We start from the raw sequence: 22905 nt of genomic DNA on the forward strand, positions 1-22905 counted from the left end.
CGCATTGCACACCGAGCCCCGCGCACTCGCGCACCGACGCGAGACGAGCGGGCGCAGGCACGGAAGCATCGGGAGCGTCACAAGCGGCGGAAGCGGGGAAGCAGGCCCCCGGGCCGCTTTCCGGCATATCGCCGCAAGTGGTGGTCACGTGCCGGTTGCGAGTGTCACGTACGCGCAACCGGCACGCATCGGGTGTGCCACCGCCGGCCCGGCGCGGGGCCGGACACCAGTACGGTCGTGGCACCTGGTCATCCCGATCAGCAGAGCCACGACCGGGCCGATCGGCCCATCCCTGACGAGGAGCTCCATGTTCCGCGCCACGTACCGTTCCCGCCGGGTCCTGCGCACCACGATCGCGGCCACTGTCATGGCGGGCGCGTTGTTCGCCACCGCCGCGTGCGAGCAGGCGCAGCAGGCCATCTCGTGTGCCGAACTGGCCACCAACCTCACCAACGACATCGCCGCCCTGGGCAATGTGCTGAACGACCCGGCCGCCGCCCGCAAGGCGCTCGACGACCTCCAGAAGACCTTGGACGACAAGACCGAGGACCTGGACTCCAAGGACGCGAAGAACGCCGCGAACGGCCTCGGCGACGTGATCACCCAGCTCAGCACCAAGGCCGCCAACGGCGGGAACCTGACTGCGAGCGACGTGCAGCCGCTGATCAACGGCGCGAAGAACCTGACCGTCATCTGTGTGAAGTAGCAGGCCCGCGAGGCGGTCCGGATCGCATCCGGCACCGCCTAGGCTTGCCGCATGAGCCGTCTCGTACTCGCCACACGCAACGCCAACAAGGTCGTCGAGCTTCAGCAGATCCTCAAGGATGTCGGGCTCGACGTGGAACTCGTCGGCATGGACGCCTATCCGGAGGTCCCCGACGTGCCCGAGACGGGCCTCACCTTCGCGGCCAACGCCCTGCTCAAGGCGCACGCCATCGCGCAGGCCACGGGACTTCCGGCGATCGCCGACGACTCCGGCCTGTGCGTGGCCGCGCTCAACGGCATGCCCGGAATCTTCTCCGCGCGTTGGGCCGGCACGCACGGCGACGACGCGGCCAACCTGCGGTTGCTGCTCGCGCAGTTGTCCGACATCGGCGACGAACACCGCGCCGCGTGGTTCGCCTGTGCGGCGGCGCTCGCCCTGCCGGACGGCACCGAGCGGGTGGTCGAGGGCCGGTTCGAGGGCACCCTGACCCGCGAACCGCGCGGCTCCGGCGGCTTCGGCTACGACCCGATCCTCCAGGTCGCCGACGACACCCGTACCGCCGCCGAGCTCAGCGCCGCCGAGAAGAACGCGATCAGCCACCGGGGCAAGGCGTTTCGTGCCCTGGCGCCGATCGTCTCCGAGCTGATCGGCTGACCCCCGACCCGCTTCGCGGCGACTGCACGGCCGCCCGCCCCGCATCCCGAACCGCCCTTGGGCTGCCGCGCAACGTATCCGGTCACGGGACGCGCCGCCAAGCCCGTTCGCTGCCGGAAATCGGCAACGTTGGTAGCGTTTCGGCGTCGAGGTGTTCGGCACCGTGGTGGGGCTTCGGGGGGAGCGCGAGTGGACGGCGGCGACGGCATATCGGTCGAGCTCGCGGGCGGGTGGGCCGAGGTGCTCGGGGAGGTCTCCGGGACCGGACGGCTGCTGCGGCGGGCGGAGTTGCACGCACTGGCGGAGGCGGGCGAGCGGGCGGCGGAGGCCGGCCACGATTGGCGCGCGCTGGTCGGGCTGTACCTGCGCGAGACGCGCCGCGCGTGGGGCACGCTGCCGGGCATCGGACGCGCGGCGAGTGTCGGCGAGGCGGCCCGCGGCGGAGAGGCGGTGTTGGCCGCGCTGGACGCGGCGATCGCCGCCCTCGGTGCGGGACATGAGCACGCGCGGCGGTTGGCCGTTCGTCGGGAGGAGGCCGCCCGTCGCGAGTTCGTCGACGACCTGCTGTACGGCCGCAGCGACCCGGGCCGCTTGGCCGAGCGCGCCGAGCGGTTCGGGCTGCGCCTGGCCCGGGCGCACACGGTCGCGGTGGCCGTGGGCGCGAACGACTACGACGAGGTGCATGCGCTGGTCCGTCGGGTCGAGCGGGAGTTGATCGGCCGGTTCGGCGAGCGTGACGTGTTGCTGACCACCAAGGACGGCCGGCTCGTGTGCATCGCGGCGGACAACGAGCAGTCGGTGCTCACCGCGTTCGCCGAGTACGCGACCCGGACCGGCCCCGGCCACGAGGGTGCGCATCGGGTCGCGCTGGGCCGACCGCACGCCGGCGCGAGCGGTGTGGTGTCGTCCTACGAGGAGGCGCTGGGCGCGCTCGACCTGGCCGTGCGGCTGGATCTGCCGGGCACCGTGCTGGACGCCGGCGACCTGCTGGTGTTCCCGGTGCTGATGCGCGACCGGGCGGCGATGGCCGACCTGGTCCGCACCGCGCTCGGTCCGCTGGTGCAAGCGCGCGGCGGCGCGGGCCCGCTCCTGGAGACGATCACCGCGTGTGCGGCGGCCGGGTACGTCAATGCCGAGGCCGCCCGCCGGTTGCGAATCAGCGTGCGCACGCTCTCCTACCGGCTGGAGCGGATCCGGACGCTGACCGGATACGACCCCGGTGACGCGCTCCAGCGCTACACCCTGGAGACCGCCGCCCTGGGCGCCCGGCTCCTGGGCTGGCCGGCCGCCCCGCTGTAACCGCGCGCCGCTCCGTCGTCGGGCCTCAGGGCCTGCTTCGCGTTCGGCATCGGGCCCGAGGCAAGTCCCACCTCGTCATCGGGCTTGCCCCGGGCCCGGTACCGGACGCCAAGCAGGCGCCAACATTGCCGGCATCCGGCAATGCGCGCGCCCTGCGGCCGGTGCCACGATGTCGGCGCACGGCGGGCCGAGGGGGTGGGACGGTGGGGGATTTCGTGCGGGCGGCACTGGCGTTTCCGGCCGTTCTGTTCAGCTTCGCGCTCGTCGTGGTGGCGGCCTATTGGCTGCTGGTGCTGCTCGGCGGTGTCGCCGTGGGTCACGGGGGCCACGGGGGCCACGGGGATGGACGTCATGGCGGGCCCTGGGCCCACGGGGGCCATGACGGCCACGGTGGTCACCCCGGTCATGGGGACCACGACCCACGCGACACCGCCGGCGTACCGATCACCGTGACCGTCTCGTTCGCGATCGCGGTGACCTGGTTCGTATGCCTGGTCGGGACCGCGCTGACCGACCGTTGGTGGCTGCGCGCCGCGGCGCTCCCCGCGGCGCTCGCACTCGGCCTGTTCGCCGGGCGCCTGGTGCGGGCCCTGGGCCGACGCTTCCTGCCACCCGAACGCCCGCTGCTGCGGGCCGACTTCGTCGGCCGAACCTGTCTGATCCGGACCGGCCGGGTGGACCCGGAATTCGGCCAGGCCGAGGTTCGGGCCGAGGACGGCTCGACCGCGATCCTCCAGGTGCGCACGGACGAGAGCGGGTTGGTCTCCGGCGACACCGCGCTGATCTTCGACTACGACGCGGCCGGCGAGTTCTTCCGGGTGACCCGCTTCGACGGTGCCCTGGACCCGGACCGCATCCCGCGCTGATCGGGCCGGTTCCCGGACACCCCCGGCCCCGGCTCGAAATCCGTGCGGGTCCGGCGACCCGCCGACTCGCGCCCACCCCTTGCCGGATGCCGCGCGAAGCGGCGTCGAAACCGCCCGTTCGCCAACCAACGTCCCGTTCTACCAAGGGATTTCACTGATGGATGCCATCACCGTGGGCATCGGCGTGCTCATCGCCGTCGTCCTGCTCGTCGTGCTCGTCGTGCTCCTGGCCGTGACCCGGCTGTACCGCAAGGTGTCGCAGGGCCAGGCCCTGATCATCTCCAAGGCCGACACGGTCGACGTCACCTTCACCGGCGCCGTGGTGCTGCCCGTGCTGCACCGGGCCGAGATCATGGACATCTCGGTGAAGACCATCGAGATCCGCCGCACCGGCCGCGAGGGCCTGATCTGCCGGGACAACATCCGGGCCGACATCCACATCTACTTCTTCGTCCGGGTCAACAAGACCGTCGAGGACGTGATCAAGGTCGCCCAGGCGATCGGCGCCGACCGGGCCAGCGATCGCGCCGCGATCCAGGACTTCTTCGCCGCCAAGTTCGCCGAGGCGCTCAAGACGGTCGGCAAGCAACTCGACTTCGTCGACCTGTACACCAAGCGCGAGGAGTTCCGGGACCGCATCCTCGCGGTGATCGGCACCGACCTCAACGGCTACCACCTCGACGACGCCGCGATCGACTTCCTCGAACAGACCCCGATGAGCCAACTCGACGGCGCGAACATCCTGGATGCCCAGGGCATTCGCAAGATCACCGAGCTGACCGCGATCGAGCACGTGCGCACCAACGAGTACCAGCGCACCGAGGAGAAGGAGATGACCCGGCAGAACGTCGAGGCCCGGGAGACGGTGCTCGAACTCGAACGCCGGCAGGCCGAGGCGGAGATCAAGCAGCGCCGGGAGATCGAGATCAGTCGGGCCCGGGAGGAGGCCGAGACCGCCCGCGTCCAAGCCGAGGAGCGGCTGCGCGCCCAAAGCGCCCACATGAAGATGGAGGAGGCAATCGGGATTCAGAACGAGAACCGCGAGCGTGAGGTGGCCGTCGCGCAGAAGAACCGCGAGCGGGTGATCGCGGTGGAGAACGAGCGGATCGAGAAGGACCGCCTCCTGGAGGTGATCGCCCGGGAGCGGGAGACCCAACTGCGCCGGATCGCCGGCGACAAGGAGGTCGAGGCGGAGAAGCGCGACATCGCCGAGGTGATCCGCGAGCGGATCGCGGTCGAGCGCACCGTCGCCGCGCAGGAGGAGGAGATCAAGAAGCTGCGGCTGGTCGAGGAGGCCGAGCGCGAGCGCCAGGCGTTGGTCATCCACGCCGAGGCCGAGGCGCAGGAGCGGCTGGTCAAGGACATCAAGGCGGCCGAGGCCGCCGAACAGGCGGCCGGACACCGCGCGGCCGAGCAGCTCACCCTGGCCGAGGCCCGGCGCAAGGCCGCCGAACTGGACACGCAGGCCGCGATCCGCGGCGCCGAGGGCAAGCGCGCCGAGGCGGCGGCGGTCGGCCTGGCCGAGGCCGAGGTGCAGGAGCGGATGGCCGAGGCGGTGGCCAAGCTGGGCCACGCCGAGGCGGAGGTCACCCGCAGGAAGGCGCTCGCGAGCGCCGAGGGGTTGCGTGAGCGGCTCAAGGGTGAGGCCGAGGGCCTGACCGAGAAGGCCGCCGCGATGGCAGCCCTGGACGAGTCCAGCCGGATGCACGAGGAATACCGGCTGCGGCTGGAGGCGGAGAAGGAGATCCGGCTGGCCGGCCTGGAGGTGAACCGGCAGATCGCCGAGGCCCAGGCGACGGTGCTGGCGACCGGCTTGGAGAACGCCAGGATCGACATCGTCGGCGGGGACAGCATGTTCTTCGACCGGATCATGGGCGCGATGGCGGCCGGGAAGAGCGTGGACGCGTTCGTCGACCGGTCCGAGACGGCCCGCACGATGGCCGGCGCCTGGCTGGACCCGAACGGCTCCACCTTCGTCGGCGACCTCGGCGCGATGGTCACCGGCCTGGGCGCGGGCGGCATGCGCGACCTCACCCTGGCCGGCGCGCTCGCCGCGCTGATCGCCGGCGGCGGACCGCAGACCACCGTGCTCGAGGGCCTGCTCGAGTCGGTGCGGGCCGGCGGGCTCGGCGACACCCGACTCGCCGATCTGGTCCCCGCGCAGCTCAACGGCGCCGGCAAGTAGTCGACGGCGTCCCGAACCAGAGGCAACGGCAGAGGAGTTGAGCCGAACGTGAGCAGTCCGGCCCCGGGCGTGGGCGGCCCCGAGACCGAGTCCGGGACGTACGAGGTCCTGCGCGATCGGCTCCTGGCCGCGGCCCGCGAGCTGGGCGCGCGGGCCGCGGCACTGAACGAGCGCCGGGTGCACACCTACGGCGGCGACACGCTCGACCTGACCGACACCCACCGGGTGCACAGCGAACGCGCCGCCTCGGCCCGCGACATCGTCCAGGTCGGCGGGCTGCTCCTGGTCGGATATCAGGGCGGCGGCGCTTCGGGCGAACCGGTCCGCCCCGCCGACGTGTTCGCGCTGCATCGGCGCACCTCCGACGGCTTCGCGCCGGCGCCGACGGACGCGGTGCCGGGGCTGCTCGACGATGCCCGCTTCCGGCAGGACTTCACCGAACTCTTCCGCTACTTCCGCGACACCCGGCTGCTGCAACTGCGCGACACCGGCACACACCTGCTCGCGGTCTTCCGGATCGGCGAACGCCGCACCGACATCCGAGTGTTGCGCTGGCGGCTGGGCCCCGACGGCAGCCCGACCTACCTGGACGCGCAGGGTGAGCGCGAGCACGTCTTCCCGCCGGCGCACGACTTCGCCTGGACCGCGAGCACCCGCGCCGACCACGTGCCGGGCCGGCATCCGCACATCGCGATCGCGGACACGCTGTACGTGAGCACCCTCGACGGCCGGCTCACCGTCAAGCTGGTCGACGACACCGGGACCGCCGAAGGTGTGTATGCCGAACCGGTCGAGGACCCGCTGCAATCACCGGCCGACGCGGACGTCGAGTACGCCCGGGTCGGGCCGCTGCTGCTGGTGCGGGTGCGCCCGTACCACGAGGACGCGTGGCGACACCTGGTGCACAACACCCGCACCGGCGAGGTGGTGCGCCTGGACGGCATCGGGGCCGCCTGCCGGCGACTTCCCGACGAGCAGGGCATCGTCTTCCCCGGCGGCTACTACCTGAGCACGGGGATCGCGCGCACGTTCGACATCGACACCACCGACCTGGAGTTCGAGTCGACGGTGCGCTCGCCCAACGGCGAGGACGTGCTGTACGTGTTCCATGCCCGCGCCGAGGGCCGTACCGTGCTGCTGTCCTACAACGTGATCCGCGAGGAGGCCGCCGCCCCGATCGTCGGACACGGCCGGGCGTTCTTCGCCGACGGCACGATGGCGGTGCTGCGCCCCGCGGGCGACGAGCCCGGCCGGGTGCACCCGCTCCAGATGTGGCGCACGCCGTACGTCTCCGACGCGTACGCGGCGGCCCGACCCGCCGGCACCGGCCCACTGGCCCGGATCGGCAACCCCGAGCTGGTACGCGGCATCGCCGACTGCCTCTCGATTGCCGCGATGGCCGAGGAGATGGCGCCGACCACGGCGGTGTTCGCCGCGATCGCCGCGGCCGCGGCCCGGGTCGAGGACACCCACCACTGGCTCGCCGACCCCGAACTCGGGCGACTCGACGAACCGTTGACCGCCGTGCGAAGTACCGCGGGCGATGTGGTCGAGGAGTTCCGTCGGGTGCTCGACCTGCGCCGGATCGCCGCCGACGCGGTCGAGCAGGCCGCCGCGAGCACCACCACGCTGATCCGGCGCGTACGCGGGGAACACCCGGCCGGCGCCGCGGCATGCGTGCGACAACTCACCGAACTCCGGCGCGCCCAGGGCCGCCTGGCCACCCTGCGGGAGATCCGCTACGCGGACACCGCCGCCCTGGACGACCTCGACGCCACAGTGGTCGAGGAACTCGCCGCGACCGGGCGGCGTGTGGTCGCCTTCCTGGCCGACGACGACGCGTTCGCCGACACCCACCGCACCGTCGACGAACTGGCCGCCGCAGCCGCCGGGGCGAGCACCGTGGCCGAATCGGCGGCGCCGGCCGAGCGGATCGAGGAACAGGCCGACGGGCTGCGGATCGTCACCGAGGTGATCGGCACGCTGGAGGGCACCGACACCGGCGTGCGCACCGCGATCCTGACCCGGATCGGCGAGGTGCTCGGCGGGATCAACCGGGCCCGCGCGACCCTGGCGGCTCGCCGGCGCGAGCTGCTCGAAGCCGAACAACGCGCCGAGTTCGCCGCCGAGATCGCCCTCCTGGAGCAGACCGTGGTCGGCGCGCTGGCCGCGGCCGTCGATCCCGAGGAATGCGACGAACAACTCGGCCGGCTGCTCGCCCGGATCGAGAACCTGGAGGCCCGATTCGGCACCTTCGACGAGCACCTGGCCAGGATCGACACCGAACGCGAGCGCATCCACGACGCGTTCTCCGCGCGCAAGCAGGCCCGATTGGACGAGCGCGCCCGGCACGGTGCCCGGTTGATCGACTCGGCGCAGCGGATCCTGACCACGATCGGCCGCCGCGTCGCCGGTCTGGCGAGCACGGACGAGATCAACACCTGGTTCGCCTCCGACGCGCTGGTCGGCAAGGTCCGCTCGACCGCCGAGGAACTGCGCCGACTCGGCGATCCGGTCCGGGCCGGCGAGTTGGAGGGTCGGCTCAAGGCCGCCCGCCAGGAGGCCGCCCGGGCCCTGCGCGACCGGGCCGAACTCTACGACGCGGCGGGCACCGTACGGCTGGGCCGGCACCGGTTCGCGGTGAACGAGCGGCCGATGGAGCCGACCCTGGTTCCGGAGGCGGACGGCCTGGCCTTCGCGATCACCGGCACCGACTACCGGGCACCGCTGCGCGAGCCGCTGCCCGCCGCATACCGGGCCTTTCGGGACCAGCCGCTCGGCTCCGAGTCACCGCAGGTCTACCGGGCCGAATACCTGGCGGCGGTGGTACTGGCCGAGCTCGACCTCCCACCGTCGGCCACCCCGTCGGCGGAGGACCTGCTCGCCCACGTGCGCCGGATCGCGCTGCCCCGGCACGGTGAGGGCTACGACCGCGGAGTGCACGACCACGACGCGGCGGCACTGCTGGCAGCCGTACTGCGGTTGCGCGCCGGCGCCGGGCTGCTGCGGTTCACGCCGGACGTGCGGGCGGCGGCCCAGCTCTTCTGGGCCTACGGCGCGGACCCGGATGCCCGGGGGCCGTGGACCACCCGGGCACAATCGCTGGCCCGGGCCCGGGAGACGTTCGGCCCGGTGCCGGCCGTCCGCGAGCTGGCCGCCGAACTCGGCGATCGAGCAGGCGAGTTCCTGGCCGCTACGCTCGGCACGCTGCCCGCGTCCGGTGATGCGATCGGCGCCTACCTCGTCGAGGAACTCGCGTCCGGCGGACCTCGCTTCGCCACCGGCGCCGGGGCCCGGACCCTGCTCGCCGACTTCCGCGCCGCGCTCGGGGGCGAGGGCTCACCCGCCGCCAAGGACTTCGCCGAGGATCTGCGCGCCCTCGGCGACGACCTCGCCGCCCGCCACCAACTCGTCTCCGGGTGGCTCGGCGGCTACGCCGACCGGCTCGACGGCGGGCCGTCCGCGGACCTGCCCGAGGCGATCGCGATCGAGGTGTGCGGCCGGGCGGTGGACCGAAACCTGGTGGACGCGCCGCTCGCGACCACCGTGACCGGTCTGCTCGGCGCCCACCCGCGCCTGGCCCGCGGCGGAACGCTGGACCTGCGACTGGACGAATTCCTGTCGCGCACCGACGAGTTCCGCCGGGTACGGGTGCCCGCATATCGGGCCTACCAGCGCACCCGCGCGCAGTTGCTCGCCGCCGAGCGGGCGCGGTTGCGGCTGGATGCGCACATGCCGCGCGTGTTGCCGACCTTCGTCCGCAACCGGCTGATCGACGACGTCTACCTGCCGCTGATCGGCGACAATCTGGCCAGGCAACTGGGTGCCGTCGGCGACGGACGACGTACCGACAGCCAGGGCCTGCTGCTCCTGCTGTCGCCGCCCGGCTACGGCAAGACCACGCTGCTGGAGTACGTCGCGGCCCGCCTGGGCCTGGCGTTCGTCCGGATCGACGGCCCCGCCCTGGGGCAGGGCACCACGTCCCTGGACCCGGCCGCCGCACCGGACGCCGCCGCACGCCGCGAGATCGAGAAGATCGGCTTCGCGCTGGAGTTGGGCAACAACGTGCTGCTGCACCTGGACGACATCCAGCACGTCTCGCCCGAACTCCTGCAGAAGTTCGTCTCGCTGTGCGACGCGCAACGCCGGATCGAGGGCGTCCGCGCGGGCGAGGCGCGCAGCTACGACCTGCGCGGCAAGCGGTTCGCGGTGTGCATGGCGGGCAACCCGTACACCGAGTCCGGGGCCCGCTTCCGGGTCCCGGACATGCTCGCCAACCGGGCCGACGTGTGGAACCTCGGCGACGTGCTCGGCGGCAGGCAGGACCTGTTCGCGCTGAGCCACATCGAGAACGCGCTGACCGCCAACCCGGTCCTGGCCCCGCTCGCCGGTCGCGAGCGCGGCGATCTGGAACTGCTGGTCCGGCTCGCCCGCGGGGACGGTGCCGCGCGCCCGGAGCGACTCGCCCACGCCTACGATCCGGCCGAGCTCGATCGCGTCGTGGCCGTGCTGCGCCGGCTGCTGCACGTGTGCGAGACGGTCCTGGCGGTCAACCGGGCCTACATCGCCTCGGCGGCGCAGTCCGAGGCGGCCCGCACCGAACCGCCGTTCCGGCTGCAGGGCTCCTACCGGGACACCAACAGGCTCGCCGAGCGGCTCCTGCCGGTGTCGGACGAGGCCGAGATCGAGACGCTGCTGGACGACCACTACGCGGCGGAGGCCCAGACGCTGACCACCGACGCGGAGGCGAACCTGCTCAAGCTGGCCGAACTGCGCGGCCGGCTGACGCCCGCCGAGGAAGTGCGCTGGGCACGGGTGAAGCGGGCCTACCTGGCGGGCCGGGGTTGAGCCGGCACCGAATCCGGCGCCGGCTCCGGGATCCACGCCGGGGTGAGGACGCCGTGCCGCGTCCAGCCCAGCGTGGTGTACAGCGCGTACCCGTCCGGGCTTGCCACCAGGACCCCGGTGTGGGCGCCTCGCGCGGCGGCGGCGTCCCCGAGGGCGGTCATCACCACGCTGCCCAGACCCCGACGGCGGTGTGCGGCATCGGTGCCGATCCGGTCCGCCACCGCGGTCTCTCCGGTCACCGCCATCCGACCGTGGGCGGCGACGGTGCCGTCGGCCGCGCGCAGCCGGACCAGGACCACCGCGCCCGCCGGCTCGACCTCGAGCGTGTAGCCGCTCGGCACACTCGCCGCCGCCCGCCGCAGCGGCCCGGTCATCGGGTATTCCGGCTCGCCCACGGTCCACGCGGGGGTCAGGAGGGGCCGCAGCCGCTCGGCCGGGGCGAGCACCTTGATCCAGGTCCCGGGAGCGGTTCGGGTCCGGGCGAGCTCGGCCGCCCGTTCGACGTCGAAGAGCACGTACCGCACCCGATGGCCCGGCAGGCCCACGTGCAATCGGAAGCCGCCGGCCACCTCGATCGGCGGCGGCACCTCCCGGGCGGGCGCCCAGCCGGTGACCCAGGCTCGGATCAGTTCGGCGGCGGAGAACGGAAGGTGTTCGCGGACGACGGTGGTCACTGCTTCCCCCGGTGGATCGACGACTCGACCCGGAAAGCTTATTGCAAGGTGTTCGCAATAAGCCGCTGACGCTTCGTCACACAACGGTAAGCAGCGGATTCCCCCGCGCGGGCCGCACCGGCGTCACGATGGACACACCTGTTCGGGGCGCGGTTCCGGGCGCGGTTCCGCGAGCCGTTCCGGGAACTGCTCCCGAATCCCTTCCGAGTCCCTTCCCCGAGTCGTTCTTCGAGTCGTTTCCGAGCGTGAGGTGGCGTTGTGCGGCGTTCTGGTCGGTCCGGTGCCGCGTTGATCGGTGTGGTCTCGGCCGCGGTGGCGCTCGGGGTGACCGAGGCGGTGGCGGCGTTCGTACGGCCGGAGGCCACCCCGTTCGTGACGATCAGCGGAGCGGTCACCGATCGTGCGCCGCAGGGGCCGCGCGAGTGGGCGATCCGCACCTTCGGGACCGGTGACAAGGCGTTCCTGCTGACCGTGATCGCCGTGCTGCTCGCGCTGTTCGCCGCCGGGCTGGGCGTGCTCGCCGCCCGCCGGCTCGGCCACGGGATCGCCGGGGTGCTCGCGCTCGGCGCCTTCGGCGCATGGACCGCGATCGACCGGCCCTCGTTCGAAGCCGCCGACCTGGCCCCGGTGTCGGTGGGCACGTTGTTCGGAGTGTTGACGCTGGTCCTGCTGACCCGCCCCGACCTGGTCGACCGCCGCCCGCTCGCCCGCCCGTTGCCGGGCGCGCCCGAGGACGACGTGCGCGAACCGGCTCCGGACACCTCGCGCCGCACGGTGCTCCTGGTCGGCGCCTCCGCCGTCGCCGCGGTGGCCGGTTTCGGCGGCCGGATGCTCCAGCACGCCCGGTTCAACGCGGAGAAGTCCCGTGCCGCGGTCGCGGGGAACCTCCCCACGCCGATCAGTGCCGCCGCCCCGGCCGGCCCCGGACCGGTCGAACCCGGCCTGACCCCGTACCTGACCCCGAGCGCCGACTTCTACCGGATCGATACCGCGTTCACCGTGCCGCAGTTGCGGGCCGAGGACTGGGAGTTGCGGATCCACGGCCTGGTCGATCGGGAAATCCGGCTGGACTACCGGCAGTTGCGGGAGCGCATCGCGATCGAGCGGGACATCACGCTGGCCTGCGTGTCCAACGACGTCGGCGGCGACCTGATCGGCAACGCCCGCTGGCTGGGCACCCCGCTGGCCGACCTGCTGCGCGAGGCCGGTATCCGCCCCGGCGCCGACCAGCTCGTCTCCCGATCGCCGGACGGGATGACCATCGGCACGCCGCTGCGCGAGGTGCTGGACGGGCGCGACGCGATGCTGGCGTACGCGATGAACGGCGAACCGCTGCCGATCAAACACGGCTTCCCGGTCCGGATGGTGGTGCCGGGCCTGTACGGATACGTGTCCGCGTGCAAGTGGATCGTGGACCTGGAGGTGACCCGGTTCGACGCGTTCAGCGCCTACTGGGTCAGGCTCGGCTGGGCCCGGCAGGCCCCGATCAAGACCCAGTCGCGCCTGGACACGCCCAGGGACGCGAGCACCGTCGAGGCCGGCCCGGTCCCGATCGCCGGCGTCGCCTGGGCCCAGCACCGGGGCATCGCCGCGGTCGAGATCCAGGTCGACGACGGCCCGTGGCAGCCGGCCGAGCTCGCGCCGCAGACCACCACCGACACGTGGCGGCAGTACCGCCTGCTGTGGAATGCCACACCGGGCCGGCACACCCTGCGGGTCCGGGCCACGGACGGCACCGGAGCGGTGCAGACCGCCGCGAACGCGGACGTGATCCCGGACGGCGCCACCGGCCACCACCACATCGAGGTCACCGTGCGCTGAGTCCCGGCGGCGGGATCACTCCTCGATCAGCCCCCACGCCTGCGCGATCAACTCGTACGAGCGGATCCGCGCGTCGTGCCCGTACACGTTGCTGATCACCATCAGCTCGTCCACCTGCGTACGCTCGCGCAACTCCCGCATGCCGGCCCGCACCTCGGCCCGGTCGCCGCTGATGTGTTGGCGCCGGTAGTTCGCCACGAACTCCCGCTCGGCGGGCGTCCACGGATAGGCCTCGGCCTCCTCCGGCGAGGGCATCCGGCCCGGGTTGCCGCTGCGCAGCCGCAACATGGACAACGCCTGGGACAGCGCGAGCCGCTCCGCCTGCTCGTGCGTGTCGGCCGCGATCACCCCGGCCGCGATCATCGAGTACGGCTCCTTGAGCGACGCGGACGGCTGGAACGATTCGCGGTACAGCTCCAGCGCGGGCACCGTGTGCTGCCCGCTGAAGTGGTGCGCGAACGCGAACGGCAGGCCCAGGATCCCGGCCAGCTGGGCGCTGTAGCCGCTGGACCCGAGCAGCCACACCGGCGCCTCGGCGGTCGCGAACTCGCCGCCCGCCTCGATTCCGGACGCCGGACCGGGCACCGCGTGCATCCGCGAGTAGGGGTGGTCCTGGGCGAACGACCCGGTGACGAATCCGATCAGCTCGCCGAGCGCCTGCGGGAACTCCTCGACCGACTCGGCGCCGCCGCCGCGACGCAGCGCGCGCATGGTGACCTGGTCGGTGCCCGGAGCCCGGCCGATGCCGATGTCGATCCGCCCGGGGTGCAGTGCCTGGAGCGTGCCGAACTGCTCGGCGACCACCAGCGGGGCGTGGTTGGGCAACATCACGCCGCCCGAGCCCAGTCGCAGGGTGGAGGTGTGCGCTGCCAGGTGGGCGAGCAGCACCGGCGGCGACGAGCTGGCGATGCCGGGCATGTTGTGGTGCTCCGCCACCCAGAACCGATGGAAGCCCCATTGTTCGGCCCGCTTGGCCAACTCGGTGCTCGTGCGCAGCGCCTCGGTCGCCGAATACCCGGTTCCCACCGGCGCCACGTCCAGTACCGACAGCTTCACAGCGTCCACTCCGCGTCCCTCTTCCTCGCCCGTTTCCCGCCCGCCCGATCGGCGCACCCGTGCTCGTGCCGGTGCTCCGCGTTCGCACTGAGGTGCAACCGCAGGACATCCCGCGCTGTTCCGTCGGGTAGGCGTGCAGGGGATCACATTCGGGCATAAGGGACAGCTGTCGCACCCGGGCTCGATCGCCGGCGCGGCTCGGCCGGTCCGGCCCCGCTCACACGCTGCCGGCCTGCCACACCGCGCCCGAGCCGGCCGGCACCAGACCGAGCCCCTGGAGGCCCTTGACCTGCTCGCCCAGCCCGAGTGCCGAGCCGTTGCGGGCGAGCAGCACCACCCCGGAACCGCTGGCCTGCGGCTTCCACAACTGGTTCTCGGCGCGCCCGCAGTCGTCCTGATACGCCCGCGACTCCCGGCCGCCGGACACCTCCAGGCACTTGTGCGAGAGCACCGACTCCAGCCGGACGAAGCCGCCGCCCGCGTCGCGCACCACCCACTGCTGATTCGCCTTGCCCGCTCCCGCCGGGTAGGCGATCACCGCCGCCCGGTCCCGGTTGGTGGCGCCGCTCACGTCCATCGCCCGACCGTCCCCGAGGGTCAGCACATAGCGGGTGCCCACGGCCAGGGCCGGCTTGGCCGACGGGCTCTTGGACGGCGACGCGGACGCCGAGGTGGGCGGGGCGGTGGTCGGCGGCGCAGCGACCTGTGCCGCGACCGGCGCGGATGGAGCGGGGGATGCGCTGCTCGATCCGGGCGACGTCGCCGCCGCGGCGGACTTGTCACCGCCACCGCCGCCGAACACCCCGACCAGGCCGCCGCCCAGGAAACCCACCAGCGCGACCGCGCACAGCGCCGCTATCCAGATCCGACGTCGCGGCATCTGTCCCTCTCCTCTTGGCCGGCTCTTCGTGCGGATCGGGTCATCCTGGCAGAAGAGTTCACCCGCGGGAGGGAGTCATCCGACCCGAACGGGCCCTCCGGGCCCGCGATCCGCGGGCGCGGACGAAGCCGCCGGGTGGTGAACGGCTCACCACCCGGCGTTGTCGGCGATACGGAGATCTCTCGGCGGTCGGCCCGGTGTCGGTGGTCCGAGGTCAGAGGTAGAGGCCGGTGGCCTCGCCGGAGACCTCGATGCGTTCGGCGGCGACCGCGTGCAGATCGCGCTCGCGGAGCAGGACGTACGGAACACCGCGCACCTCGACCTCGGCACGCTCCTCGGGGTCGTACAGGACACGATCGCCCGGTTCGACGGTGCGGACGTTCTGGCCGACCGCGACCACCTCGGCCCATGCCAGCCGCTTGCCGACCTGCGCGGTCGCGGGGATGAGGATGCCACCGCCGGAACGGCGCTCACCCTCCGCCGCGTCCTGGCGGACCAGGACACGGTCGTGCAGCATGCGGATGGGCAGCTTCTCGCCGAGGTCGTGGGCGTTGTTACTCGAAGACTGGGACCTGTCGGAACTCACGCTTCGACAAGCTACCCGCCCGACGCCGAACATGCGTCACCGGGAGGTGTATGTCCCGATCCGATTCCGCCCCGGCCGGGCCCGGCGAGGTCGGCCCGGCGTCGGCGCGGCGGGCCTCAGCGCTTTTTGCCGCTCTTTCGGGCCTTGACCTTCTTGTCGCCGTTGCCCTTGGTCTTCACCACTACGACCAGCAGAATCAGCCCCGCCACCCCACCGGCCAGCGGCAGGATCCGCTCCTTGCGCGGAGCGCCCGTGTCGCTGTCGATGAACTGCGCCCGGACCTTGTCCATGGCGCGAGCCGCGACATTGGCCGGCTTCACCCGGTCGACGATCTCGTCCAGCGTCACCGCCAGATTCGCCCGGGCCGCCTCGATGTCCCGTTCGATCTGCTGCGGCGAGCGCCGGTCCGGCTGGTCGCCGTTCGTGTGCTTGTCGACGGCCTTCCCATCCTTGTGTCCGGCGTTCGCAACGTCGGCCCTGTGCGCACCGTTCACCGACTCCACCCGACTCCGCTCAGCGTGTGCCGTCACCGGACGGCCCAACGCCGCCCGGCCTTGCCGCTCCAACTCCGCCGGAGACAGTTCCCGCCCGTGGTCGCTCACAACCCGTCCTCTCCGGCCCCTGCGCTCGTGTGTTCCCCAAGTCTGTCAGGTACATCCCCGCACCCGCGTCAACCGGGTGCCGTGGCGCCGGCGGGCGGGGTCGACGCGGTTCGGGCCGGGACCGACGACGGGTCGAATCCGTACGGCAGCTCCAGTCGGTGGGCGGCCATCAGGTCACGATCCAGGAGCAGGTCGCGGGTGCCCCCGTCGGCGACCACGACGCCGCCGGCCAGCACCAGCGCACGCGGACACAGCTCCAACGCGTAGGGCAGGTCGTGGGTCACCATCAGCACGGTGACATCGAGCGAACGGAGTACCTCGGCCAGCTCGCGCCGGCTCGCCGGGTCCAGGTTCGAGGACGGCTCGTCCAGGACCAGGATCTCCGGCTCCATCGCGAGCACCGTGGCCACCGCGACCCGGCGGCGCTGGCCGTAGCTGAGGTGGTGCGGCGGGCGATCGGCGAAGCCGGCCATGCCCACCCGGGCCAGGGCGTGCTGTACGCGCTCCTCCAGCGCGGCGCCGCGCAGGCCCAGGTTGGCCGGGCCGAACGCGACATCCTCGCGGACCGTGGGCATGAACAGCTGGTCGTCCGGATCCTGGAAGACGATGCCGACCCGGCGGCGGATCTCGCGCAGGTGCTCCTTGGTCACCGGCAGGCCGGCCACCTCGACGGTGCCGGCGCCGGCGGTCAGGATGCCGTTGAGGTGCAGCACCAGGGTGGTCTTGCCGGCGCCGTTGGGACCGAGCAGCGCGACCCGTTCGCCGCGGGCGATGCTCAGGTCGACGCCGTACAGGGCCTGATGGCCGTCGGGGTAGGCGTAGGCGAGGCCGCGGACGGCCAGCGAGGGGGTGGCGTCGCCGGTCGCTTCACTCACGTGGGTACTCCGTTCCTGGGGTCTTCGCGGTCCCTGGGCTCTGCGCGCCTTCACAGGATGAGTGCACCCGCCCACAACACGAGCGCCGCCCCCGGCAGCGCCGCGGCGGCGGCCCACTGGCTGGCGGTGGCCCGGGTGTCCAGGACGACCGGCATGGTCCCGGTGTAGCCCCGGCTGAGCATCGCCAGGTGCACCCGCTCGCCGCGCTCGTAGGAGCGGATGAACAGCGCCCCGGCGGACTTGGCCACCGTGGGGGCCTGCCGCAGGTCGCGCGCGACGAAGCCGCGCGACTCGCGGGCGATGCGCATCCGGCCCATCTCGGCGGTGATCACCCCGCCGTAGCGCAGCATGAACGACATGATCTGGACCAGCAGCGGCGGCATCCGCAACTTCTGCAGGCCCAGCAGCAGGGCGCGCAGTTCGGTGGTGGCCGCGAGCAGGACGCCCGCGACCACGCCGAGGGTGCCCTTGGCCATGATGTTCCAGGCGCCGAGCAGGCCGTCCCGGCTGACCGACAGGCCCAGCACCTCGACGCTCGGCCCGTTCGCGACGAACGGCAGCAGCAGCGCGAAGCCCACGAACGGCAGCTCGACGAGCATGCGCCGCAGCAGGAAGCCGGCCGGCACCCGGGCGAGCGCGGCGACCGAGGCGAGCAGCACGGCGTACCCGCCGAACGCCCAGTAGGCCTCGCGCGGCGTGGACACGGTGGCCACCACGAAGCCGACCAGCGCGAGCAGTTTGCAGTGCGGCGGCAGCCGGTGGACCGGCGAGTCGCCGGGCCGATACAGCCGATGCCCGGGTCCGGCCGACACGATCAGACGCCGGTTCCCGCGCCGGAGCCGGCGGTGCGGGCGCCGGCGCGGTCGGCGCCGGTGGAGCGCCCGCGGACCAACCAGAACACGCCGGTGCCCACCAGCAGGGTCGCGCCCACGCCGATCACCCCGGCCAGGCCGCCGGAGAGCCGCTCGTCGTGCACACCCTTGACGCTGTAGTCGGCCAGCGGGCCGTCCTTGAACTGATGGTCCTGTTCCTTGGCGTCGATGCCCTTGTCGGCGGACACCTTCTCCAGGCCGTCCGGGCTCCGGCTCGCGTAATAGCTCACGAAGCCGGCCAGGACCAGGGCGAGCAGGACGCCCGCGATCAGCAGCGTGCGGGTACGGACGCGGGTCATCGGGATCCCCCTGCCGAGTGCAGTTCGAGCGGACGCGCGAGGCCGCGCGCACCGTGGACGAGGTCGGGCCGGACCGCCAGCACGCTGGAGACGGTGGCCGCGGTGATGAGCGCCTCGCCGATGCCGATCAGGACGTGCACGCCGATCATCGCGCCGGCCACCTTGCCGATCGACACGTCGGTGGTCCCGCCGATCGCGTAGAAGCCGGTGAACACGCAGGCCGCCGCGGGGACGGAGACGAGCGCGCCGACGAACGCGGCGATCGGCACGGAGGAGTGCCGCGCGGGCAGCAGGCCCAGTACCAGGCGGAACAGCCCGTAGCCGACCACGACGGTCACGATGCCCATGATGGTGATGTTCAGGCCGAGTGCGGTCAGGCCGCCGTCGGCGAAGAACAGGCCCTGCATCAGCAGCACCACCGCCACGCACAACATGCCGGTGTACGGGCCGACCAGGATGGCAGCGAGGGTGCCGCCCAGGAGATGGCCGCTGGTGCCGCCGGCGACCGGGAAGTTGAGCATCTGGACGGCGAAGACGAAGGCCGCGACCAGGCCGGCCAGCGGCGCGGTGCGCTCGTCCAGTTCCCGACGCGCGCCGCGCAGTCCGACGGCGATCCCGGCGACGGCGACGACTGCGGCTCCCGCCGATACGGGGCCGTCGATGAACCCGTTGGGTATGTGCATGTGGCCCCTCCCGAAATGCCGGATTCGGCTGTCGGATTTTATGGCTTGTCGCCGCAATTGCAAAAGGCTTGCAATTGGGTGACGGTGGCAACAGTGGTGCGCCCGCATCGTTCTTTGCCCGACGTTGACGAACGGGGCGCCCCCCGGGGTGCGCGATCACGCCGACGGGCCGGGGACCCGAATCGGTCGGAGCACAGCGCTAAGGTCTGTCTTCCGTCCCGCGTCGTGGTGCTCGGCGTGGGATCGAAGCAGGCCCTAGCGTTGCGGCGTACGTTGCCGAGCGATCCGAGGAGTTCTTCGTGAGCGACCGCCTCCAGGCGGGCGACACCGCCCCCGCCTTCACCCTGTCCGACGCCGACGGCAAGGACGTCTCGCTGTCCGACTACGCGGGCCGCAAGGTCATCGTGTACTTCTACCCGGCCGCATTGACCCCGGGCTGCACCAAGCAGGCGTGCGACTTCACCGACAACCTGGCGCTGCTCGCGGGCGCGGGCTACGACGTGCTCGGCATCTCGCCGGACAAGCCGGAGAAGCTCGGCAAGTTCCGGGAGAAGGAGAACCTCACGGTGACGCTGCTCGCCGACCCGGACAAGAGCACGCTCCAGGCGTACGGCGCGTTCGGCGAGAAGACCATGTACGGCAAGACCGTCAAGGGCGTGATCCGCTCGACGTTCGTCGTCGACGAGAGCGGCAAGGTCGAGCGGGCGCTGTACAACGTGCGCGCGACCGGCCACGTGGCCAAGCTGATCAAGGATCTCAAGCTCGACGCGGCCTGAGCCCGACTCGGCCCGCTCGGAGTCCCCTTGCCCTGATTCGCCCGATCATCGGGCGGGTCGGGGCTTTTTATGCGGTAAAGCCTGTGTCGTGCCCGTCCCGGCGCGATCTCCTGCCCCAACCTGGGACGCGAGGACCATCCGGGACAAAGGAGACAGGTGCGCGAGGAAGACATCACGGTCGTCGATGCCAAGACCGTGGACACCGCGGTCAGGGCGACCATGCTCGGCAATGCCATGGAGTGGTACGACTTCGGCATCTACGCCTACATGGCGGTGACGATCGGCAAGGTGTTCTTCCCGTCCGGCAACGACGCCGCACAGACGTTGTCCTCGTTCGCCACGTTCGCCGCCGCGTTCCTGGTCCGGCCGCTCGGCGGGTTCTTCTTCGGGCCGCTCGGCGACCGGATCGGGCGCAAGAGGGTGCTCGCGATCACGATGCTGATGATGGCGAGCGGCACGCTGTGCATCGGGCTGATTCCCGGCTATGCCACGATCGGCCTCGCCGCGCCGGGCCTGCTGATCCTGTTCCGCATGCTTCAGGGCTTCTCGGCGGGTGGCGAGTACGGCGGTGCGAGCACGTTCATCGCCGAGTACGCCCCGGACAAGCGGCGCGGTTTCTACGGCAGCTTCCTGGAGTTCGGCACGCTGATCGGCTACATCCTGGCGGCGAGCCTGGTCACGCTGCTGACCGCGGTGCTCAGCGATCACGAGATGCGGACGTGGGGGTGGCGCATCCCGTTCCTGGTGGCCGGCCCGATCGGGGTGATCGGGCTGTACCTGCGGCTGCGGCTGGAGGAGTCGCCGGCGTTCGCGAAGGTGATGCAGAAGTCGGCGGGAGCGAAGGCGGACGAAGCGGAGAATGCGCACGGGCACGAGACCGTGCGCGAGTTCAAGCGGATCTTCCTGGGTCAACGGCGGGCGATGGTCGTCTGTATCGCGCTGGTCGCGGCGTACAACGTCAACGACTACATGCTGCTGTCGTACATGCCGACCTATCTCTCCGACACGCTCGGCTACAACGAGACGCACGGCCTGCTGCAGATCGTCGTGGTGATGATCGTGCTGCTGGCGGTGATCCACCCGCTCGGCGCTCTGACCGACCGGATCGGTCGCAAGCCGGTGATCATCACCGGCTGCGTCGGCTTCATCGTGCTGCCGCTGCCGTGCTTCGTGCTGATCAAGCAGGGCGACCTGGTGCCGATCTTCATCGGCCTGCTGATCCTGGGCCTGGTCCTGGTCTGCTTCCTGGCCACCATGTCCGCCGCGTTGCCCGCCCTGTTCCCGACCGAGATCCGCTCCGGGGCGCTGTCCGTCTCGTTCAACATCTCGGTCTCGCTGTTCGGCGGCACCACCCCGTTCGTGGCCGAGGCGCTGGTCGACGGGACGGGCAACGACTACATGCCGGCGCTCTACATGATGCTCGCGGCGGCCGTGGGCCTGGTCGCCGCGCTCGCGATGACCGAGACCGCCCGCAAGCCGCTGATGGGCTCGCCTCCCGCGGTGGAGACGATCGAGGAGGCCCGGGAACTGGTGGCCGCGCAGCGGTGATCCCGGGCAGGGCTCAGGCGGTGTGCACGATCTCGCCGCCGACCGCGACCACGTCGCAGACCGTGCCGGGGATCTCGGACGGGGCGATGGTCATGATGTCCCGGGAGAGCACGACGAAGTCGGCGAGCTTGCCGACGGTGAGCGAACCGCGCTCGTGCTCCAGGAAGTTCGCGTAGGCCGAACCCATCGTGTAGCCGTGCACGGTGGTCTCGACGTCGAGCGTCTCGGTCGGGATCCAGGACGGGCCGCCGGCCAGCGGCGCCCGGGTGAGCGCGGTGTACACGCCGACCATCGGGTCCATCTCGGCCACGTTCCAGTCGCTGGACAGCGCCAACACCGCGCCGGCGGCATGCAGGCTGCGCATCGGCCACGCCTTGTGCCAGCGCTCCTCGCCGACGTTCTCCGCCCAGTCCTGACCGGGCCCGGCGATCTCCGGCGCACAGTGCCGCGGCTGCATGCACGCGACCACGCCCAACTCGGCGAAGCGCGACACGTCCGCCGGGTCCAGGCACTCCACGTGCACGACCTGGTGCCGCGCGTCCCGCGCGCCGTTGACCGCACGGGCGTGCTCGACCGCGTCCAGGACGGTGCGGATGCCCCGGTCGCCGGTGGCGTGCACGAAGCACTGGAAGCCGCGTCCGTCCAGCTCGGCCAACAGGTCGGCGAACTCCTCCGCCGGGTAGAACGTCTCGCCTCGGTGGTGCGCACAACCTCGGTACGGCTCCAGGAGCGCGGCCGTGCGCGGTTCGACCACGTCGTCGATGTACAGCTTGAGCGGGCCCACCCGCAGCCGGTCGTCCGCGTACGTGCGCGCGGCCTCGGCGAACTCGTCCAGATCCGCCGCGGTGGTGCCGCGCGGGTGGAACAGCGCCGCGACGATGCGCGAGCGCAGCCGGCCCTCCTGCCGGGCGCGGGTGTACAGGGCCAGGTCGTCGAGCGAGTTCTGCGGCTCGACCACGGTGGTGATGCCGAACCGGATCGCGTCGTCCAGGCTCTTGGCCAATCGGCCGTACTGCCGGTCGGCCGACGCCCACGGCAGGCCCAGGTCGCGCAGTGCGCGGTGCCCGTCCCGGGAGAGGCCGCGGACCGCGAAGTCCTTGATGAAGCCGGTCGGCTCGCCGGTCTCGGCATCCTTGTCCACCCGGCCGAACGGCAGGATGTCGCTGTCCCGGGTGATGCCGAGCCGCTTGATCGCGGCGCTGTTGAGCCACGCGGTGTGCACGTCGTAGCTGAGTACGAAGGCCGGCACCGCGCCCGTGACCGGGTCCAGGTCGCTCGCGCGCGGCATCCGGCCGTCCGGGATCGCCGAGTAGTCGAACGCCTCCGCCTCGATCCACTCGGCGTCCGGGTTGGCCGCCAGCCAGGCGCCGATCCGCTCGTGGATGCCCGCCAGCGTGCGCACGCCCGCCAACTGCACGCACGCGTCGTCCGAGCCGAGCCGTACGTGGTTGTGCGCGTCGATGAAGCCGGGCAACACGCGCCGCCCGGCACCGTCGAGCACGGTGGTGTCCGGGCCGATCCAGTCCGCGGCGTCGGCGTCCGCGCCCACCCACGCGATCCGGCCCGCCCGGACGGCGAGTGCCTCGGCCTCGGGCAGGTCGGGGTCGACGGTGTGGATGCGGGCGTTGCGCAGGACCAGATCGGCGGTGCGGGACACGGTGACTCCAGGGGTGGT

The 22905-nt window shown here is 72.1% G+C and carries 17 protein-coding genes and 1 pseudogene; 9 read left to right on the forward strand and 9 right to left on the reverse strand.

Translation table 11 applies throughout. The features are described from left to right. Positions 1-307 precede the first annotated feature (307 nt). From ACIBM5_RS03445 to ACIBM5_RS03470, 6 genes are all read left to right on the forward strand, one after another. On the forward strand, positions 308-706 hold the full coding sequence (locus ACIBM5_RS03445) for a hypothetical protein (RefSeq protein WP_391588976.1): 399 nt from the start codon (positions 308-310) through the stop codon (positions 704-706). A 51-nt stretch (positions 707-757) separates the two neighbouring features. Beyond that, positions 758-1360 (forward strand): RdgB/HAM1 family non-canonical purine NTP pyrophosphatase, encoded by a 603-nt coding sequence (rdgB, locus tag ACIBM5_RS03450; protein WP_391588975.1) that lies wholly within the window; start codon positions 758-760, stop codon positions 1358-1360. A gap of 189 nt (positions 1361-1549) precedes the next feature. Next, positions 1550-2659 (forward strand): PucR family transcriptional regulator, encoded by a 1110-nt coding sequence (locus tag ACIBM5_RS03455; RefSeq protein ID WP_396005133.1) that lies wholly within the window; start codon positions 1550-1552, stop codon positions 2657-2659. Positions 2660-2862: 203 nt separating this feature from the next. Further along, on the forward strand, positions 2863-3525 hold the full coding sequence (locus ACIBM5_RS03460) for a hypothetical protein (protein WP_396005134.1): 663 nt from the start codon (positions 2863-2865) through the stop codon (positions 3523-3525). A gap of 157 nt (positions 3526-3682) precedes the next feature. Beyond that, on the forward strand, positions 3683-5710 hold the full coding sequence (locus ACIBM5_RS03465) for a flotillin family protein (protein WP_396005135.1): 2028 nt from the start codon (positions 3683-3685) through the stop codon (positions 5708-5710). A 48-nt stretch (positions 5711-5758) separates the two neighbouring features. Next, positions 5759-10558: a DNA repair ATPase gene (locus tag ACIBM5_RS03470; protein WP_396005136.1), complete on the forward strand. Its 4800-nt coding sequence runs from the start codon at positions 5759-5761 to the stop codon at positions 10556-10558. Here the strand turns inward: ACIBM5_RS03470 and ACIBM5_RS03475 are convergent. Beyond that, positions 10537-11232 carry a GNAT family N-acetyltransferase gene (locus ACIBM5_RS03475; protein ID WP_396005137.1) on the reverse strand — a complete coding sequence of 232 codons (696 nt, stop codon included), beginning with the start codon at positions 11230-11232 and terminating at the stop codon, positions 10537-10539. The genes ACIBM5_RS03470 and ACIBM5_RS03475 overlap by 22 nt on opposite strands. Positions 11233-11490: 258 nt before the next feature. Between ACIBM5_RS03475 and ACIBM5_RS03480 the strand changes: the two genes are divergently transcribed. After that, positions 11491-13053, forward strand: a complete 1563-nt coding sequence (locus ACIBM5_RS03480; protein ID WP_396005138.1) for a molybdopterin-dependent oxidoreductase — start codon at positions 11491-11493, stop codon at positions 13051-13053. 15 nt (positions 13054-13068) lie between these two features. Here ACIBM5_RS03480 and ACIBM5_RS03485 read toward each other — a convergent pair whose 3' ends face one another. From ACIBM5_RS03485 to ACIBM5_RS03515, 7 genes and pseudogenes are all read right to left on the reverse strand, one after another. Then, the gene (locus ACIBM5_RS03485) at positions 13069-14109 is read right to left on the reverse strand and encodes an LLM class flavin-dependent oxidoreductase (protein WP_396005725.1); all 1041 of its coding nucleotides are present in this window, start codon (positions 14107-14109) and stop codon (positions 13069-13071) included. Positions 14110-14326: 217 nt separating this feature from the next. After that, positions 14327-14989, reverse strand: a complete 663-nt coding sequence (locus ACIBM5_RS03490) for an RICIN domain-containing protein (RefSeq protein ID WP_396005139.1) — start codon at positions 14987-14989, stop codon at positions 14327-14329. A gap of 214 nt (positions 14990-15203) precedes the next feature. Continuing rightward, positions 15204-15506 (reverse strand): co-chaperone GroES, encoded by a 303-nt coding sequence (locus ACIBM5_RS03495; RefSeq protein WP_052173837.1) that lies wholly within the window; start codon positions 15504-15506, stop codon positions 15204-15206. 185 nt (positions 15507-15691) lie between these two features. Next, positions 15692-16078, reverse strand: coding sequence for a DUF3618 domain-containing protein (locus ACIBM5_RS03500; protein ID WP_396005140.1), 387 nt, complete (start codon positions 16076-16078; stop codon positions 15692-15694). A gap of 167 nt (positions 16079-16245) precedes the next feature. Continuing rightward, complete coding sequence (locus ACIBM5_RS03505; RefSeq protein ID WP_396005141.1) at positions 16246-17052, reverse strand: energy-coupling factor ABC transporter ATP-binding protein; 807 nt, start codon at positions 17050-17052, stop codon at positions 16246-16248. Between the two features lie 50 nt (positions 17053-17102). Then, on the reverse strand, positions 17103-17864 hold the full coding sequence (gene cbiQ, locus ACIBM5_RS03510) for a cobalt ECF transporter T component CbiQ (RefSeq protein WP_396005142.1): 762 nt from the start codon (positions 17862-17864) through the stop codon (positions 17103-17105). Positions 17865-17866: 2 nt separating this feature from the next. Continuing rightward, positions 17867-18906: pseudogene (locus ACIBM5_RS03515) on the reverse strand (energy-coupling factor ABC transporter permease). 299 nt (positions 18907-19205) lie between these two features. Between ACIBM5_RS03515 and bcp the strand changes: the two are divergent. Next, positions 19206-19682, forward strand: coding sequence for a thioredoxin-dependent thiol peroxidase (bcp, locus tag ACIBM5_RS03520; protein WP_391588963.1), 477 nt, complete (start codon positions 19206-19208; stop codon positions 19680-19682). A gap of 105 nt (positions 19683-19787) precedes the next feature. Continuing rightward, on the forward strand, positions 19788-21230 hold the full coding sequence (proP, locus tag ACIBM5_RS03525; protein ID WP_396005726.1) for a glycine betaine/L-proline transporter ProP: 1443 nt from the start codon (positions 19788-19790) through the stop codon (positions 21228-21230). Positions 21231-21243: 13 nt separating this feature from the next. Here proP and ACIBM5_RS03530 read toward each other — a convergent pair whose 3' ends face one another. After that, positions 21244-22887 (reverse strand): amidohydrolase, encoded by a 1644-nt coding sequence (locus ACIBM5_RS03530; protein WP_396005143.1) that lies wholly within the window; start codon positions 22885-22887, stop codon positions 21244-21246. Positions 22888-22905 lie beyond the last annotated feature (18 nt).

It is taken from the genome of Embleya sp. NPDC050493, from assembly GCF_044458105.1.
Classification (GTDB): Bacteria; Actinomycetota; Actinomycetes; order Streptomycetales; family Streptomycetaceae; genus Embleya.

Coding starts and splice junctions, on each gene's coding strand:
- ACIBM5_RS03445 (WP_391588976.1), top strand. CDS start 308: ATGTTCCGCGCCACGTACCGTTCCCGCCGGGTCCTGCGCACCACGATC.
- rdgB (WP_391588975.1), top strand. CDS start 758: ATGAGCCGTCTCGTACTCGCCACACGCAACGCCAACAAGGTCGTCGAG.
- ACIBM5_RS03465 (WP_396005135.1), top strand. CDS start 3,683: ATGGATGCCATCACCGTGGGCATCGGCGTGCTCATCGCCGTCGTCCTG.
- ACIBM5_RS03490 (WP_396005139.1), bottom strand. CDS start 14,989: ATGCCGCGACGTCGGATCTGGATAGCGGCGCTGTGCGCGGTCGCGCTG.
- ACIBM5_RS03495 (WP_052173837.1), bottom strand. CDS start 15,506: ATGCTGCACGACCGTGTCCTGGTCCGCCAGGACGCGGCGGAGGGTGAG.